Source organism: Mycolicibacterium austroafricanum, assembly GCF_902705885.1.
GTDB classification, from domain to species: Bacteria; Actinomycetota; Actinomycetes; order Mycobacteriales; family Mycobacteriaceae; genus Mycobacterium; species Mycobacterium vanbaalenii_A.
In genome coordinates this window covers 12133-29113 of record NZ_CACSIP010000014.1, presented here as the reverse complement: position 1 = coordinate 29113, position 16981 = coordinate 12133, and the positions used below count along the sequence as shown (strand labels likewise).

At 62.8% G+C, this 16981-nt stretch carries 14 protein-coding genes and 1 pseudogene; 13 read left to right on the top strand and 2 right to left on the bottom strand.

Features of this window, described 5'->3' with window-relative positions:
* Nucleotides 1-82 precede the first annotated feature (82 nt).
* The 6 genes and pseudogenes from BEMPMBAN_RS11310 to BEMPMBAN_RS11285 all read left to right on the top strand — a co-directional run bounded on the left by BEMPMBAN_RS11310 (nucleotide 83) and on the right by BEMPMBAN_RS11285 (nucleotide 4732).
* Nucleotides 83-382, top strand: coding sequence for a hypothetical protein (locus BEMPMBAN_RS11310; protein ID WP_159230481.1), 300 nt, complete (start codon nucleotides 83-85; stop codon nucleotides 380-382).
* Entirely contained in the window at nucleotides 366-665 is a 300-nt protein-coding gene (locus BEMPMBAN_RS11305) for a hypothetical protein (protein ID WP_159230480.1), read from the top strand. Before BEMPMBAN_RS11310 ends, BEMPMBAN_RS11305 begins: the two co-directional genes overlap by 17 nt.
* A complete protein-coding gene (locus BEMPMBAN_RS11300) occupies nucleotides 658-1566 on the top strand; it encodes an FAD:protein FMN transferase (protein WP_234897413.1) in 909 nt (302 codons plus the stop codon). The genes BEMPMBAN_RS11305 and BEMPMBAN_RS11300 overlap by 8 nt, the downstream gene beginning before the upstream one ends.
* Entirely contained in the window at nucleotides 1563-3050 is a 1488-nt protein-coding gene (locus tag BEMPMBAN_RS11295; protein ID WP_159230479.1) for a 2Fe-2S iron-sulfur cluster-binding protein, read from the top strand. Before BEMPMBAN_RS11300 ends, BEMPMBAN_RS11295 begins: the two co-directional genes overlap by 4 nt.
* Before the next feature lie 792 nt (nucleotides 3051-3842).
* Nucleotides 3843-4014, top strand: a pseudogene (locus tag BEMPMBAN_RS11290) (IS3 family transposase); the annotation flags it as partial.
* 106 nt (nucleotides 4015-4120) lie between these two features.
* Nucleotides 4121-4732, top strand: a complete 612-nt coding sequence (locus BEMPMBAN_RS11285; RefSeq protein WP_159230478.1) for a TetR/AcrR family transcriptional regulator — start codon at nucleotides 4121-4123, stop codon at nucleotides 4730-4732.
* Here the strand turns inward: BEMPMBAN_RS11285 and BEMPMBAN_RS11280 are convergent.
* A complete protein-coding gene (locus BEMPMBAN_RS11280) occupies nucleotides 4729-5430 on the bottom strand; it encodes an orotidine 5'-phosphate decarboxylase / HUMPS family protein (protein ID WP_159230477.1) in 702 nt (233 codons plus the stop codon). The genes BEMPMBAN_RS11285 and BEMPMBAN_RS11280 overlap by 4 nt on opposite strands.
* A 757-nt stretch (nucleotides 5431-6187) precedes the next feature.
* On the opposite strand from BEMPMBAN_RS11280, the gene BEMPMBAN_RS11275 reads away from it, so the two are divergent.
* The 6 genes from BEMPMBAN_RS11275 (at nucleotide 6188) to BEMPMBAN_RS11250 (ending at nucleotide 14222) form a co-directional block, all read left to right on the top strand.
* On the top strand, nucleotides 6188-7396 hold the full coding sequence (locus tag BEMPMBAN_RS11275; RefSeq protein WP_234897412.1) for a CaiB/BaiF CoA transferase family protein: 1209 nt from the start codon (nucleotides 6188-6190) through the stop codon (nucleotides 7394-7396).
* Between the two features lie 47 nt (nucleotides 7397-7443).
* Nucleotides 7444-8583, top strand: a complete 1140-nt coding sequence (locus BEMPMBAN_RS11270; RefSeq protein ID WP_159230475.1) for an acyl-CoA dehydrogenase family protein — start codon at nucleotides 7444-7446, stop codon at nucleotides 8581-8583.
* The gene (locus tag BEMPMBAN_RS11265) at nucleotides 8580-10025 is read left to right on the top strand and encodes an aldehyde dehydrogenase family protein (RefSeq protein WP_200845944.1); all 1446 of its coding nucleotides are present in this window, start codon (nucleotides 8580-8582) and stop codon (nucleotides 10023-10025) included. Before BEMPMBAN_RS11270 ends, BEMPMBAN_RS11265 begins: the two co-directional genes overlap by 4 nt.
* Nucleotides 10026-10031: 6 nt before the next feature.
* Nucleotides 10032-10928 (top strand): pyridoxal 5'-phosphate synthase lyase subunit PdxS, encoded by an 897-nt coding sequence (pdxS, locus tag BEMPMBAN_RS11260; protein ID WP_159230474.1) that lies wholly within the window; start codon nucleotides 10032-10034, stop codon nucleotides 10926-10928.
* 508 nt (nucleotides 10929-11436) lie between these two features.
* The gene (locus tag BEMPMBAN_RS11255) at nucleotides 11437-13257 is read left to right on the top strand and encodes a flavin-containing monooxygenase (protein WP_159230473.1); all 1821 of its coding nucleotides are present in this window, start codon (nucleotides 11437-11439) and stop codon (nucleotides 13255-13257) included.
* Nucleotides 13254-14222 carry a cyclase family protein gene (locus BEMPMBAN_RS11250; protein ID WP_159230472.1) on the top strand — a complete coding sequence of 323 codons (969 nt, stop codon included), beginning with the start codon at nucleotides 13254-13256 and terminating at the stop codon, nucleotides 14220-14222. Before BEMPMBAN_RS11255 ends, BEMPMBAN_RS11250 begins: the two co-directional genes overlap by 4 nt.
* A gap of 11 nt (nucleotides 14223-14233) precedes the next feature.
* Here the strand turns inward: BEMPMBAN_RS11250 and yczE are convergent, their stop codons facing one another.
* The gene (gene yczE / locus BEMPMBAN_RS11245) at nucleotides 14234-14833 is read right to left on the bottom strand and encodes a membrane protein YczE (RefSeq protein ID WP_159230471.1); all 600 of its coding nucleotides are present in this window, start codon (nucleotides 14831-14833) and stop codon (nucleotides 14234-14236) included.
* A 678-nt stretch (nucleotides 14834-15511) separates the two neighbouring features.
* On the opposite strand from yczE, the gene BEMPMBAN_RS11240 reads away from it, so the two are divergent.
* Nucleotides 15512-16975, top strand: coding sequence for an ABC transporter substrate-binding protein (locus tag BEMPMBAN_RS11240; RefSeq protein ID WP_159230470.1), 1464 nt, complete (start codon nucleotides 15512-15514; stop codon nucleotides 16973-16975).
* Nucleotides 16976-16981: the final 6 nt, after the last annotated feature.

The following is a 16981-nucleotide window of genomic DNA, read 5'->3' as shown; positions in this document are numbered from 1 at the left end:
TCGCTGAGGCTTCGCGCGATCTTGGACGTTTCTTGGATATCGCCGGGACCATCCTTGACCGGCCGGGATCTAGCGTGAACTCATGAGATCGAAAGTGGCGGTGATTGTCTCGGTGGTGTTCGTCCTGATTGTCGGAGGGGCCGCGCTGGCCGTCAACACCAGGATTCTGAACACCTCGCCCCCGCCCGACATCGGGCGGGCCAACGAGGTACTGATCCCCGACGGAGCGCAGCCGGCGGTGGCGCCGACGGCCTCGCCGGAAGTTGTGCCTGCCCTGACACCGACTGCGCCGACGTCCGTGGTGTCGCCGCGCAGCGATGACGAGCACGGGGATGACGAGCACTCGGAACCCGAAGAGGCCGAGCATGAGCGCGACGACTGACCCCGGCACGCCGCGGCAGTCGCCTGCTCGATGGTCCAAACTCACCGCCACCACGCTGTCGGCCGGGGCGCTCCTTTTCACCGTTCACGCGCTGAGTACGGCCGCGGCCGAGCCGGCAGTAACGCCGAGTATCGACACAGGAGCCGGGGGCGGCCTTCCGACCACCGCAGCCATCCAGCCCACGCGCCCGGCACCAGCGGCGGTCCCTGCCCCGTCGCCGCCGCCGCCGTTGTCCGCTGAACCCGTTGTTCCCCACGGTGTGTCGAAAGCCTCCGGTGGCTGAGAAGACGCTGGAGAGCGTCCGCCCGGCGATGGGTGGCACCGCCGCGATCACCCTGGTCGGTGGACCGCCGGAGCTCCTCGAGGACTGCTTCGGGCTTCTGGATGAGCTCGAGCAGTCATGGAGCCGCTTCCGCGAGAGCAGCGACGTGTGGCGGCTGAACTGGTCCCAGGGCCGTCCGGTGCGGGTGCGTGCCTGCACCGTGCGACTGGTGACCGAACTGATCGATGCGTGGGCATTGACTGACGGCGACTTCGACCCGACCGTGCTGCCGCGGCTGGTGGCCAACGGTTACGACACCAGCCGCGTCGATGCGTCACGGCGAACGACGTTGCCCGACACCGCGACGTGGCCGGGCGAGGTCGCCGGCATCGACATCGCCGGCCTGGACATTCGGCTTCCGCTAGGCACCACACTCGACCCGGGTGGGCTGGGCAAGGGCCTCGCGGCCGACATGATCGCCGAGCTCGCACTCGACCGCGGCGCGGACGGGGTGTTGGCCGAGGTCGGAGGCGACCTGGTGGTCGCCGGACTGGCACCCGACGCCACGGCGTGGACGATCGGCATCGCCGACCCATTCACGCCAGGGGAGCTGCTGAGCGTGATCCGGCTCGCCCGTGGATCCGTGGCGACGTCGAGTCGGCTCGTGCGGGTCTGGGCCGGCCCCGACGGTCCGGCTCATCACGTGATCAACCCCGGCACCGGCGTCAGTGCGGTCACCCCGACGGTCACCTCGACCGTCATCGCCGGAACCGGTGCCAGGGCCGAGACTTTGGCCAAGCTGGCATTCGTGCGCGACTCCGATCGGCTACTGGATTGGCTGCCCGGCGTCGGTGCCGCCGGACTGGTCGTCGACGCCGGTCAGCGGCATGAGTGCTCGGCGAACTGGCCAGATTTCCGATGACCGATCCGCAGCTGTGGTGGTATGTCGCCCGTGCCAGCGGCCTGGTGGCCTGGGCTGCGATGACCGGCTCCGTGCTGTGGGGTGTGCTGCTGGCGACGCGGGTGCTGCGGTCCATCGACAACCCCGCGTGGTTGCAGGATCTGCATCGCTGGCTCGGCGGCACCGCGCTGATCATGGCCGGGCTACACATGCTGTCGCTCATGCTCGACGGCTGGACGCACTTCTCACTCACCGAGATCTTCGTGCCGTTGGCGGCGGCCTACCGGCCCTGGCCGGTAGCCCTGGGCATCGTCGCGTTCTACCTGCTGGCAGCCGTCTACGGATCGTCGCTGCTGCGGCCGAAGATGCCGCGGCGACTCTGGAAAGCGCTGCACTACGGCAGCTACATATCGGTGATCCTGGTTTCCTTCCATGCTGGCTGGTCCGGCAGCGACGTGGGCGCCTGGGGCTATCGACTGGTGGCCTTCATCCTGCTGGGACTGACCACCGTCGCGGTGCTCGTGCGGGTGCTGACCTCTACGGCTGCCACGCCGCTCCCGCCGCCACCACAGGCTGCGCCGGCGCAGCCGATGACCGTCACCGCGACTTATCCGCTGACCCGCGAGGTCCTCGGCATCGACCTGTCGCGGCAAGGCGGGACGGAGTTGCCGGTCTGGACGCCAGGAGCCCACCTGACTTTGCAGCTGCCCAACGGATTGGTGCGCTGCTACTCACTGTGCGGCGATCCGGCCGACCGCAGCCGATATCGAATCGCCGTGCACCTCGCGGCGCCTTCGCGCGGCGGCAGCGCCTGGCTGCACGCCAACGCGGTGCCCGGGAAAATCCTGGACGTCTCCGGCCCGGACAACCACTTCATGCTGGAGCCCGCAGAGGACTATCTGTTCGTGGCCGGTGGGATCGGCATCACGCCGATCAAGGCGATGATCGAAGCGCTGCCTGCGCATCGGCGCTGGCGGTTGGTCTATATCGGCCGCAGTCGGGCCACCATGGCATTCAGCCGCGAACTGAAGCAGCGGTGGCCGCAGCACGTCAGCGTCTACGCCCGCGATGAGACTGGCGTGCGACCTGACCTTGCGCGGATCCTCGACGGCACCACAGCGGCGGTGTACTGCTGCGGGCCGGCGTCGATGACCGAAGAACTGGCGACCCTCGTTCCAGCGCCGCGTCTGCACATTGAACGGTTCACCCCGGCACCGCAACAGCCGTACCCGCCGCGGCGGGCCTTCGAGGTGACCTGCAGACGCAGCAACACCCACGTGCACGTCTCAGAGCACCAGTCGCTGCTCGATGCGCTCGAACGCGCCCAGCTGCCCGTGCACTCGTCATGTCGCGAAGGAATCTGCGGCGCATGCCAAGTTGGCGTCATCGCCGGCCAACCCCAGCACCTGGACTCCGTTGCGAGCGAGGAGGACAAGGACAGGGCGGGTGTGATCTATCCGTGCGTGTCCCGCTCACACACCACTTCCCTGACGCTCGATCTATAGTGGGGCAACACGCGCCGCAGCCGTCGATCGTGGTTTGAGGCGCTGGGAACACGACAGACAACTAACTGAAGCATGCCCGGTTGCACGCCGCGATCCACACAGAGGCGAAATCTGTGCCGCAGTGGCGAATGTGCCTCGCCCAACCGCTGGGCTGGGGTTCCCACCGCAATTCCTACGTTCCACGTTAGGGCCGGCCCCCCGTAGGAGATGAAGTGAGACAAACCGGCGGTGCAGCGCCGTGAGACATCAACCGTCGCCGCAGATCACAGCATCGCGAGATGAAGAACGACATCAAAGAAATTCTGGCGCGCGACCGCGCTAGACGCGAGGAACGCGTTTGAAGTTTCTCGAAAGCCGCGAGGCCGGGCGAGAGTTGTACCGCGATGGCCAATCCCAGGAACCGATTCTAGGTGACTCTGTGGAAGCCTTTATCGACAAGTTGGGCTTCGCAGAGTGCGTTAGCACACTTACCGATGATGAACTTCGGGACGATCTTCTGCGCTACGACGATGCGCGGCTGCAGCTATCAGACCCCAGACTGGACTGGGATGAGTCGATGCGAATCTTGTACTTCAGCGACAACGTGGGCCCTGGCCTACCCGTTCGTTTCCGCGCTGGCGATGATTCTGACGGCTACCACGACGGCGGCGGCCTTGGGCTGGTGCTAGGCGTTGTGGCGGCGTACCAGCTGCACCTGGCCCTTGAGGGCAGGTTTGTACGGGGTGGAATAACGCGCGGCCCGCTCTATGCCGACAATTCGTTCATCACCGGCAAGGACCTCGTTGACGCCACGCCCGCAGCGGGCCGTGGAAGACCGTCGAGGACGTCGAACTGGCCACGCTGGGCTGGGTGTACTGGCACAACACCAGCAGACTGCACAGCTACCTCGGCGACATCCCGGGAGTTCGAAGCCGCGTTCTACGATGCATACCGGACCGACCAACCCTTGATCGGAATCCAATAGCCCGAGCCTCCGGGAAACCCAGGGCGATTCAACCAGACCCGACACGTCAGCTGCTTTCGCAGGTGAGCCGCTTTCTAGCCGGTCGGTGGCAGTCTAAAATGCTTCTATGTCGTCTCCGAAAGGCAGATACGCGCCGGGTGAAGCGCGCCGCGCCGAGATACTCGCTGCGACGGTCGATCTGATCTACGAGAGCGGCATTTCTGGGGTCACCCACCGAAATGTGGCCAAGCGGGCCGGTGTCTCTCCTTCCGCCCCAAGTTACTTCTTTCCTTCGATCGATGACCTCTTCGTCGAGGCCTTCCGAACGATCATGAACAACATGATTGCGTCGTTGGTCGCTCTGAGCGAGCGAATCGAGCGTGAGAACATGTCCCGTGAAGAAGCCGTCGACGCCTACATAGACCACGCTGTCAAAGCAGCCCCGAAGTACGACAAGCTTCAGTTCGAAGCGTATCTCTTCGCTGACCAGAAACCTGCGCTCCGGGAGGAGGTCGAGAAAGCACTGGCCGCAACCCATCGCCCCGGAAGCACCTTGGTCACCGCCTCACGGCGAAAGGACCTCGACTGGGCGGCACCCATTCTGACTGCGCTCACCGATGGTTTCGGCCTGTACCGCCTGGCATCGCCGAATCACGCTCAGTTTCAGGGGCTCAAGATTGGGCTCCTGGCCCTCATGGAAGCCCTGCCAGGCGATCCAACGTCGGCCAGTGATCGTTAAATCTCTGTTTTCCCAACGAGTGCCGCGGATTTGACGTGCCGGACGTATTCGGTGAGCAATCGCTCGGCATCGTCACCGATCAGGTAGGGATGGCTGATCAGGACAATGTCCGCACCCGCTTCGACTGCGCGCCTGCCCGAATCCTGGTCGAATGTGACCACACCTATCGGTAGTTCGACCGCGTCCTTGAGTTCGCGGATCTGGTCGATCGTTGGGTTTGCAGCCAAAGATTCGGTCTGTTGGTCGTAGCCGTAGTGAAGGTAGATGTAGTCCACGCCGATGTCGGCCAGCTCGCGGGCGCGGGCAACTGGGTTCGCAACCGCGTAGAGATCTGCGACCACCTTGACACCGCTGTCACGACCCGAAGCAATGGCGGCACGGAAGGTGGCATCAGAGGCGCTCGCGCAGATGCACACGAGATTGATCCCCAGGCGCGCAGCGGATTCCATGTACCGGACCGACGCGTCCATGATCTTCGCATCCAGGAAGGTCACTGATGAGCCGAATTGTCGGTTCAGCGCATCGAAGTTGTTGATCCCTGCGAACGAGACCAGTGGCGTACCCCATTCCAGCCAATCCACGCCGGCACGAAGCCCCATGGCTGCAATGTCCATTGCCTGTTCAGTCGATGTGACGTCGATACAGAGTTGGACGACGGGGCGTGCCACCTGCTGATGTAATTCTGTCTTGTCGGTCATGTCTTCCTAACGTTGTGGTGACTGTCTGCGGTCGAAGAAATAGGACTGAGCTTGTACGAGGGCGAATGCTCGCTCGGTTGCTTGGAGGGCGAGGTCGATGTCCGCTTCGGTGTGGGCGGCCGAGAGGAACCAGTTGTGCCATGGGTGCACGAGCACGCCTCGCCGGAGGAGTTCTACGCTCCACCGGAAGGCGTGCTGCATAGTCTCGCCATCGAAGCGCAGGAAAACTGAGGGTATCCGTTGGGAAACCTCGAGGCCTGGATGTGGCCTTACATGCCCCCGGGATCACCTTGTCGGCCCTTGCCCGCCAGTGATCGTCGGTGACTCGGCGAAACCCGCTGCCATTAGCTTTCGCCAGGGTCGAATCCACAGCCGTGCCGGGCGTGTTGGAATCCGGTGCCATTGCGTTCCCTTCCTGAGGGCTCTGCTCATCGCAGACGCGCGGTTGAAATGAAAATAGGACAGATGCCCTGGTTTCGTCAAGGTTTCGCGGCACTGCTCGGCCTATCGAATGCTGCCGCCGCTTGGTGTCGGCAGGCTTGCGGAACCTGACCGATCCGGGGTTGCAATCTCGGAGAATCTAGGACACGCTACCTATATTGACCGGAACCGGCCAGGGGAATGCGAGAAGGCTGACCCAGGTGTTGAGCCGAGTGGGCATCCGGGAACAGTCCGCCCCAGCTGCCAGACGATTACCGAGGTACCGAAGATCAACGCAGACAGCTCAATCCGTAGTACGCACCGCAAGGGTTCGACCGTGACTGAATCCGCAGTCGCTGCGCCGCCCCTGGATGGAGTCCTGGTCGCCGACTTCAGCCGCGTTCTGGCCGGGCCGTTGGCAACAATGATGCTTGCCGACCTCGGCGCGACTGTCGTCAAGGTCGAGCGACCGCACAGCGGCGACGACACGCGGGGGTGGGGCCCACCGTGGACTCCGGGCGGGTCGTCCTACTTCGACGGGGTCAATCGATCCAAACACAGCCTGACATTGGCTCTGGACGATGAGACGGATCTGCGTCGTGCCCAGGAACTGGCTCGACGTGCGGATGTGGTGATACATAATTTCCGTGCGGGCGTCATGGAGAAGTACGGGCTCGACTACGCCAGTGTCTTCGCGGGCAATGCCGACGTGGTGTACTGCTCCATCACCGGGTTTGGCAGCGGTGCCGGGGCCCGTCTTCCCGGTTACGACTTCGTAGTTCAAGCAGTGGGCGGTTTGATGCACGTCACCGGGAACCCTCAGGGGGAACCGATGAAGGTGGGGGTCGCGCTGGTCGATGTTCTAACCGGCAAGGATGCGGTGATCGGGATTCTCGCCGCACTGCGGAGCAGGGAGCGTGACCAGCGAGGTCAACACATCGAGGTATCGCTGCTGACGAGTCTGCTTGCCGGGATGGTCAACCAAGCGTCAGGGTTCCTTGCGACGGGTGTTTCGCCCGAACGGCTGGGCAACCTGCACCCTTCCATCGCCCCCTACGAAACCCTGCAATGTTCGGACGGATTCCTCGCGGTGGCTTGCGGTAATGATCGCCAGTTCCGCCGTCTCGCTGAGGTTCTCGACCTGCCTGATCTGAGCACTGATCCGCGGTTCGCCCTCAACTCCGATCGGGTGGCCAACCGGAAGAGTCTTAGAGAGGCGCTGGAATCCAGACTGGCGGCAGACACCGCGTCGAAGTGGACCGGCCGGCTTGTCGCCAGTGGCGTGCCGGCAGGCGTGGTGGGCACCTTGAGCACCGCATTCGAGCTCGCCACCGATCTGGGTTTGGAGCCGCTCTGGTCGATGCCGGAGGCGCACATCGATCAGGTCGCTCACCCGATCAAATACTCACACAGTGCGATTCGCCCGCCAGTAGCGCCGCCGGTGTTGGGTCAAGACGCTACGGAGCTCTGCCGGTGGCTGGATGAGCCCAGAGCCGATGTGGGAATGGTCCCAGCGACATTACTAGGGAAAGTTGTCAAAGAGTGACACTCAGCGAACATCGCACCGAACTGATCCCCTACGACCTGGCCGGAATGGATCACCATCTGACTGCCGACGAGCGTGCAGTGCGCTCGACAGTACGAGCCGTCTGCGAGGAGTTGATTGACCCTTACATCGGCGACTGGTTCGAGCGCGGACAAATCGATGATCTGCCCGGTCTTGCTTCGGAACTGGGTAAGATCGGCCTGTTCGGTATGCACCTGCACGGCTACGGCTGCGCCGGAATGTCAGCAGTCGACTATGGGCTGGCGTGCATGGAGTTGGAGGCTTCTGACTCGGGGATCCGTTCGCTTGTTTCCGTGCAGGGCTCGCTGGCGATGTTCGCCATCCATCGTTGGGGCAGTGAGGAACAAAAAGAGCACTGGCTGCCCACGATGGCGGCGGGTACCGCGATCGGGTGCTTCGGACTCACCGAACCAGATGTCGGATCCGATCCATCCGCGATGAAGACGCGCGCCCGCAGGGACGGATCGGATTGGGTGCTCGACGGGTCGAAGATGTGGATCACCAATGGTTCCATCGCCGATCTCGCGATCGTGTGGGCAGGCACTGACGATGGGATACGCGGATTCGTCGTACCCACCACAACTGCCGGATTCTCCGCGAATGCCATCCGACACAAGATGTCGCTGCGCGCGTCGGTCACCAGTGAACTCATCCTGGAGGGAGTCCGGCTACCGTCGACCGCGATGTTGCCCGACGCTGTCGGTCTGCGCGGACCGTTGTCGTGTTTGAACCAAGCGCGCTATGGAATCCTTTGGGGCGCATTGGGTGCGGGTCGGGCTTCCTTTGAGGCCGCGCTCGACTATGCCGGGCAGCGGACACAGTTCGGTCGACCAATCACCGGGTTTCAGCTGACTCAGCAGAAGCTGGTGGACATGAGCATCGAGCTCAGCAAGGGAGGATTGCTCGCACTTGCAATCGGACGTGCGAAAGATGAAGGACGTTTGCATCCCGTACAGATCAGTGTGGGAAAGCTCAACAATGTGAGGGCAGCTCTGGATATCTGCAGGACGGCGCGAACCATACTCGGCGCCAACGGAATCTCACTCGAGTACCCGGTCATCCGTCACATGAATAACCTCGAATCGGTCCTGACCTACGAGGGCACCTCTGAGATGCACACGCTGATCATCGGCCAAGCGTTGACCGGGCAACCGGCGTTCCAGTGATCAGGCGCAATCTGATCGCCGGGCGCTGGGCCAGCGGGGATTCCGAGCTGTGCAATATCAATCCGTCCGACACTCGTGATGTGGTGGGAGTTCACGCCAAAGCTGATGCAACGCAGGCGGTCAACGCAGTCGAGGCTGCGGTTGAGGCACTACCGGAATGGCGTGACACCAGTGTGTTGACTCGGTTCGAGATACTCGACCGGGTGGGGGACGAGCTCCGCGCCCGCAGCGCCGAACTCGGAGATCTGCTCGCACGCGAAGAGGGCAAAACCCGTCGCGAAGCGGTCGCAGAAGTGGTTCGCGCTGGGCACATCTTCAAGTTCTTTGCCGGCGAAGCACTGCGAACCTCCGGTCAACACGTCGATTCGGTCCGAAGCCAAGTCGAGGTTGACGTCGTGCCGGAGCCGCTGGGGGTCGTAGCGGTCATCACACCGTGGAACTTTCCCATGGCAATTCCAGCCTGGAAGATAGCTCCGGCTCTGGCATTCGGTAACACAGTGGTGTTCAAACCGGCGGAGATGGTGCCCGGCAGCGCATGGGCGCTCGCGGAAACTCTCGAACGCGCAGGTCTTCCCGCGGGGGTCTTGAACCTCGTCGTCGGTTCCGGACGGGAGGTGGGGCAGGCGATCGTCGGTTCTGCTGCGGTTGACGGTGTCACGTTCACCGGATCGACGGGGGTGGGCCGGGAGGTCCTCGAAGCCGCGCAAGCGCATCAGGCGCGGGTGCAACTCGAGATGGGTGGGAAAAATCCCCTCGTCGTTACGAGTGACTGCGATGTCGACCTTGCCGTGCGCATCGCGGTCGAAGGGGCCTTCGGTTCGACCGGTCAACGCTGCACCGCATCGTCGCGACTTGTCGTCCTAGAGAAAGTCCACGATGTTTTTGTCGATCGTCTCGAAAGGGCTCGCGCGCAGTTGGTGGTCGGCGATGCGCGCGACGAGGCTACGCAGATCGGGCCGGTGGTGAGCGCGGCGCAACTGGATCAGGTGACCCGCTACATCGACCTCGCAGTGAGCGAGGGTGCGGTACGTAGCGGCGGAGCTCAACTCGATCGGGCAACACCGGGCTTCTACCTCGAACCGGCACTCCTGACTGAGACGGTCAACTCAGACACCATCAACCGTGAAGAGGTGTTCGGACCGGTCGCTTCGGTGGTGAAGGTAGCCGACTACGACGAGGCTCTGGCAGTTGTCAATGACACGGAATTCGGACTGACAGCAGGAATCGTCACGGACTCGCTCGCCACGGCGACACACTTCAAGAAGCATGCGCGGGCCGGAATGGTGATGGTGAACCTGCCCACCGCCGGAGTGGACTTCCACGTTCCATTCGGAGGACTCGGGGGTTCCTCATATGGTCCCCGCGAGCAGGGCTCCGCTGCGCGTGACTTCTACACCACGTCCAAGACGACCTACACGACCTACAGCAGGGAAGCGGGGTAAAGGGCATTGATCGAACCACAAGGTCACACGGGTACCGCTCGGGTGAAGCGCGGCATGGCGGAGATGCTCAAGGGCGGCGTCATCATGGACGTCGTCACCCCGGAGCAGGCGCGGATGGCCGAGGCCGCTGGTGCGGTGGCGGTGATGGCGCTGGAGCGGGTGCCCGCCGATATCCGTGCCCAGGGTGGGGTGTCGCGGATGAGTGACCCGGACATGATTGCCGGGATCATCGATGCGGTCACCATTCCGGTGATGGCGAAGGCTCGGATCGGGCATTTTGTCGAGGCGCAGATCCTGCAGTCGATGGGGGTGGATTACATCGACGAGTCGGAGGTACTGACTCCGGCGGACTATGCCAATCACATTGACAAGTGGCGTTTCACGGTGCCGTTCGTGTGTGGCGCGACCAATCTGGGTGAGGCGTTGCGGCGGTTGACCGAGGGTGCGGCGATGATCCGTTCCAAGGGCGAGGCCGGCACGGGCGATATCTCCAACGCCACCACTCATATGCGCAAGATCGGAGGCGAGATCCGCCGGTTGACGTCGTTGAGCGAGGACGAGTTGTACGTGGCAGCCAAGGAGTTGCAGGCGCCCTACGATCTCGTGGTGGAGGTGGCCCGCAACGGCAAGCTGCCGGTCACCCTGTTCACCGCCGGGGGTATCGCGACACCCGCGGATGCGGCGATGATGATGCAGCTCGGTGCCGAGGGTCTGTTTGTGGGGTCGGGGATCTTCAAGTCGGGCAACCCCGAACAGCGCGCCGCGGCGATTGTGAAGGCCACCACGCTTTTTGACGATCCGGATGTGTTGGCCAAGCTTTCGTGCGGTCTGGGTGAGGCGATGGTCGGGATCAATGTCGATGACATCCCGGAACCGCACCGCCTCGCCGAACGCGGCTGGTGAACCCGGCGTTGACGCGGGCCGAGCCAGGGCGCCTGGATGGTTGCAGAACAAGCACCTGGCCCCCACCCGACCCACTTCGACGAACCACCAACACAATCTATGTGTTCACACCTCTGCCGAGACACACTCAACGTAATGAGTAGATAAAGCGCGCAGCATGTTTCGTGAGAAGTGCAGAAACTCAATGCGTCCTTTCCGTAGACATTCTTGTACACATGCCCTAGATTTACTGGGAGTGGCAGCTGACCTTGGAGTCCGACCGAGGAGCAGAATTGCGAAATCTGACTACTGGAACGACCAAAGCGTATTTCGATACTCCTGCCGGAGGCTCTGTCTTCTCCGTCGGCTCCATCGCGTACTTCGGTGCGCTTCTCGTCGATGAAGGTGACAACCATGCCCCGCGTGCCTTCAAGAACGTTCTTGATCACATGCTCCGGGCGGAGTCTGTGACACCACCGGCGCAAGGCCGGTCGGCCCACGGAAGTGGTCAACACAATAGGCGGCGAGTATGACCCACCCTGTCCCCGTACCCGATGCGTCCGACCAGGTGGATAGGTGGCTTGCTGCGTTCAACGCCGCACTGCACCGCCGAGACGTGGACGATCTCGTTGCGCTGTTCCACGACGACTGTTACTGGCGTGACCTTCTCGCGATGGCATGGGACATCCAGACCGCGGAGGGACCTCAATCGATCCGGTTGTTGGCGGCGGAAGCCCTTGAGGCCGAATGGGTGCTGTCATTTCGGCGTAGTGTGGACTGGCCCGCTGCCGATTGCATCGGTGGCGTGGCGAGTTGTTGGCTCGACTTCGAAACCCAGGCCGGTCATGGGCGGGCTCACGTGCGGATCCAAGGCGGTAAGGCGCTCACGATGCTGACCGCGCTTCAGGAGCTGACGGCTCACGAGGAGATGTCAGGACCTCGGCGGCACCTCGGGGCCGATCACGTCGCGAGACGGAACAAGCAGACCTGGCTCCAACGGCGGGTGGCCGAACGTGAGGCTATGGGCGCGGAGGTCCAGCCCTACGCGTTGATCGTGGGTGCGGGGCAAGGCGGCCTCGCAGTCGCGGCACGGCTGAAGCATCTCGGCGTGCCCGCGTTGGTGATCGAGCAGTTGGACAAGCCCGGCGACAGCTGGCGTCGGCGATATCCGACCCTGTGTCTCCACGATGTGGTCTGGTACGACCACCTACCGTATCTGGACTTCCCGAAGACGTGGCCGGTATATACGCCCAAAGACAAGATGGCCGACTGGCTTTCGTCTTACGCCGAGTTGATGGACATCGACGTCTGGACTTCGACCGTGTGCGCCGGCGCGGAGTGGGACCAGGAGCGGCAGGGGTGGACGGTGACGGTGAACAGGAATGGTGTCGAGCGAGTGCTCAGGCCGGTACACATCATCCTTGCCACCGGAGTGACTGGCGAACCTATGACGCCCTCGATCCCCGGTCAGGATGTCTTCGTCGGCGATCAGCATCATTCCAGTCGCCATCCCGGGCCGGCGCAGTACCGGGACAAGCGGGTCGTGGTGATCGGTTCGAACAACTCCGCGCACGACATCTGTGCCGCGCTATGGGAGGCGGGTGCCATGGTCACCATGATCCAGCGCAGCTCGACCCTGGTTGTCAAGGTCGACACGATGCGGGAGCTGAGTCAGGCCCCGCTGTATTCCGAGGAGGCACTGGGGAAGGGCATCACCACGGACAAAGCGGACCTGACGGTTGCCGCGATCCCGGCCAAGCTGATGCCCGGCTTCCAGCGGCCCAGGTGGGACGAGATTCGCGCGCGAGACGACGACTTCTACCGCGCACTTGACAAGGCCGGGTTCAAGGTGGACTTCGGAGATGATGACTCTGGCCTGTGGATGAAGTACCTCAGTCGAGGTGGAGGGTACTACATCGACGTGGGAGCTTCGCAGCTGATCATCGATGGAGCTATCGAGCTGCGGTCCGGCCATGCCGTTCGTGAGTTGACCAGCGACGGAGTAGTTCTCGACAGCGGCGAGCAGATACCCGCTGAAGTCATTGTGTATGCAACAGGGTTTGGCAACATGAACGACAGCGTTCGGTCGATTTTCGGCAACGAGATCGCCGATCTGGTGGGGCCGATCTGGGGTATCGGATCCGGGCGCTACGGTGATCCGGGCCCGTGGGAAGGAGAGCTACGGAATATGTGGAAACCGACCGCGGCGCTGGGCTTATGGATCCATGGTGGCAACCTTGCGCTGTCCCGGCACTACTCACGTTATCTGGCGCTGCAGATCAAGGCCCGTCATGCGGGGATCGTGACCGACGATCACTGGCCCGGGCTCGACGGTATGGACCACAGGTGACTGCCGACCTGCCGCTCTACCACCAGTTGCCTACGGCTGCGGACGGAGGCCGGAGTGCTTGGGGGGTCTTCGGTGCGGCCGACGAGTTGGGCACGCTGAACCTGATTGACGCCGCGGCTGTGAAGGCGTCCACGCAGGCGGTTCGTGCCGGTCGGGTCTTTGCGTTGAACGCACCGCTCGATTTTTTTGAACCCCCGTTGGACACAGCGAGAGAACCATTGTCGCGGCGCACTATTCAGGGTGATATGGGCGGGTTTGCTGATGTCGACGACGCCATCGACTCCTTTTATCCACAGGTGTCCAGTCAGTGGGACGCGCTGGGCCACGTCGCCTATGCGGGCGAACACTTTTACAACGGGGCTACGCTCCGTGAAGTCCTTGATGGTCGGCGCAACAGCATCGCGACGTGGGCCGCGCGGGGCATCGTGGGCCGCGGCGTTGTCATCGACGTCGCACGGTTCTGTGCAGGCCGGTGGCGAGGCGGTGCAGTTGGCGCAGGTGCGGTGACATTTGGGGTCGACGATCTGGAGGCAGCACGCCAGGCAGCCGGCATCGAGTACTCGCAGGGCTGTATTCTGCTGTTGCATACGGGCTTTCTCTCCTGGTATGCCGAGCAGGACCGGGTGGCGCGTGAGATTCTGCCGCACCATCTCACTTCTCCCGGGATCGACCACACCGAGGAGATGGCCGCCTACCTCTGGGACAACCGGATCGGCGCGATCGCTGCGGACAACTTTGCGGTGGAGGTGTGGCCGGCGGACCTGGGTCGCTCGGCGCAGCCTTTCGGCTTCCTGCACCGCATCCTGATCGGCCAGCTCGGGATGGCACTCGGAGAGCTGTGGGATCTCCGTGCCCTGGCAGCAGACTGCAGCCGAGATGACGTTTACGAGTGCATGGTGGCCAGCGCTCCGCTGCACATCGCCGGTGGAGTCGGATCACCCGCAAACGCGCTCGCCATCAAATGAACGGCGTCGTATCAGCGTGATTTCGAGGGTGTCGACAGTTCGAGGAAGAATTGTGTCAACGGTCCGATCGTGATCACGTAGATAACTGTGCCGACACCCACGGTGCCGCCCATGAAGTAACCGACAACCAGCGCCACCGCCTCGACCAGTGTCCTCGATTGCCGGATGGACAGTGGAGTTCTCGCGGCCAAACCTGTCATCAGGCCATCCCGCGGTCCCGGCCCGAACCCCGCCGAGATGGACATCGCGCAGCCGAGCGCCGACCCGACGATCCCGGCCGCCAGCAGCATCGCCTGGGCCACAACGTGGTGTGCCTGGCCGACAACCGCCAGTCCGACGTTGATCGAGAGGCCCACGACGAACATGCTGCAGAAGGTGCCCAGCCCCGGCCGCTGTCGAAGAGGGATCCACAGCAGTAGAACGGCTCCACTGACGATGATCACCATCGTGCCGATCTGAACATCCGCCCGAAGAGCCAAACCCTGATGAAAGACGTCCCACGGGTCAAGCCCGAGACCGGACTGGATCTGGCAGGCCGCGCTCACACCGTAGAAGACGAGGCCCAGCTGGAGTTGACCGAAACGGTGCACCCAGCGCGCTCGGTCCGTCATGCGCTGCAGACACCAACGCACCAAACCAGATTGGTCCAGCTCGCCAGCCCGGAGTCGGCAGGGCTGACTCCCGACTGCGTGTGGATGCCTCGCTGAGCGGCACGATGCACGGATTCTCCTCGTCATAGTCGACGAAGTGAATATAGGACATCTGACCTATATTGCGGAACTGAGCGGAGTCGCCTGCGTCGAGGGCCGTGGAACCACAAGCTTGGCGCAGTGCTGATGTTGCAGCCGAGTTACAGTCCGTCCCGCGTGTTGACAACCTGGTACAGCTGCCCTAGATTCATGCGGAGTGGTTAACGTCACATCCGAGTTTCGGCAGGTTGGTCGAATTCGGATGTGTTTCCAACCTGTGGCAGAAGTTCGGAAAGTAACGCCGGTCGCGCCTTCTGGCAAAGGGCGCCTTGTCACTTCGGTAACGCTTCGCGTTCTGGGCGAGTAGACCGGATGAGCTCGATACCAAGAATCGTCGTTCACCCTTGCCGATGTCTCACACGTCTCATACCGGAGGATCGAATCATGCGCAGAGTGCCCGCTAGAATGCTCGCTGGGTGCGTAGGGCTCACACTGGCAGTCAGTGCTTGCGGGTCCGACGCCGGACAAGAGTCGCAGGGCGCGGCGCCCACATCGCGTCCTCAGCCGGCGTGCGAGGGTTCCCCCGTGCAGGGTGGAAGCTTGGTCTACGCAAGGCAATTCGAGACGCTCACTCTTGACCCGATCGATATCCGAAACGGCAATGGAGACATCTTCGCTGTCGGACTGATCTACCAGGGATTGGTCCAGTATGATCCTTCTGGGAACAGCGACATAGTGCCGGGAATCGCCGAGAGCTGGACGGTCTCCGATGACGCGACCACGTACACCTTCAAGCTAAATCCCAACGCGAAGTTCAGTAATGGCGATCCGGTGACCGCCGAGGACGTGAAGTTCAGCCTCGACCGGTTCGGCAATCCAGACATCAACCAGGTCATGGGTCTGATGGCGAAGGGCTACGGGTCCGCGACGATTCTCGACCCCAGCACCGTTGAGGTCACGTTGACCGAGCCCATTCCGGCCTTCCTCGACAACATCGCCATCTTCCCCGCATTGGTCGTTCCCAAACGACTCGTCGAGGCGCAGGGGGCCGAGTTCTGGAAGAAGCCGGTCGGATCGGGACCTTTCCAAGTCGACTCGTTCACCAGTGGGGAGAGCCTGATGCTTTCACGCAATCCACACTATTGGGAAGAGGGGAAGCCTTACCTCGACTCGGTTACCTTCAACTTCGCCACGGATGCCAATGCCAGAATGCTGTCTCTCATCAGTGGTCAAGCGCAGATCGCAGACGGCATAACACCTTCCAAGATCTCAGAGGTGAACTCGAACGAGAACCTGGTGCTGCAGAGCCATGAGTGGCCGGCGTGGTTCGCCATCTTCATGAGCCAGGAGGTGCCTGCGCTCGCCGACCAGAACGTACGGCTGGCGATCGCGCACGCGATCAACCGCGAGGAGATCAATGAACAGATATTCGGCGGACTGGGCACGATTCCCAACAGTCTGTTCGCCGCGCTGCGGTATGACGCCGGCCCCGAGACGGTGAAGCCCATAGAGTTCAGCGTCGACAAGGCCAAGGAACTGATGGCTGCCTCGGGGTATCCGGAGGGCTTCTCGGTCAAGCTGGAATATCCGTCGGGCATCGACTACTACAACCAGCTGACGCTTGCGTTGCAGCAGTACCTCGCCGAGATCGGCGTGCAACTGGAACTCGTGAAGGTGGATCCGGCCACCATGTCCGCGAACGTCTCCGCTGACGACTTCGAGATGACATTCGGCTACCCGCAGGTCAGCAGCGACGTCGCGGTACCCGATGAGTATGCGACGTTCTACGGGATCCCCTCTGCCAACAACGGCTTCCACACGGGGTGGAAAGACCCTGAGGTCGAGAAACTCGTCCAGACCTTCATCACGACGCCGGATGACGCCTCGCGCGCCGAACAGTGGCCGGTGATCCAGCAGGCGCTCATGGACGCGCAGCCCGCACTGAATCTGCTGAACTTCCCACTGCTCAACGCCCATGCGCTCGATGTCTGCAATGCGCAAACCAACGCGATGGGGGTGGACATGTTGCAAGAGACATGGCTGGCCCCGTCCAACGGCGGATAGGGTTGA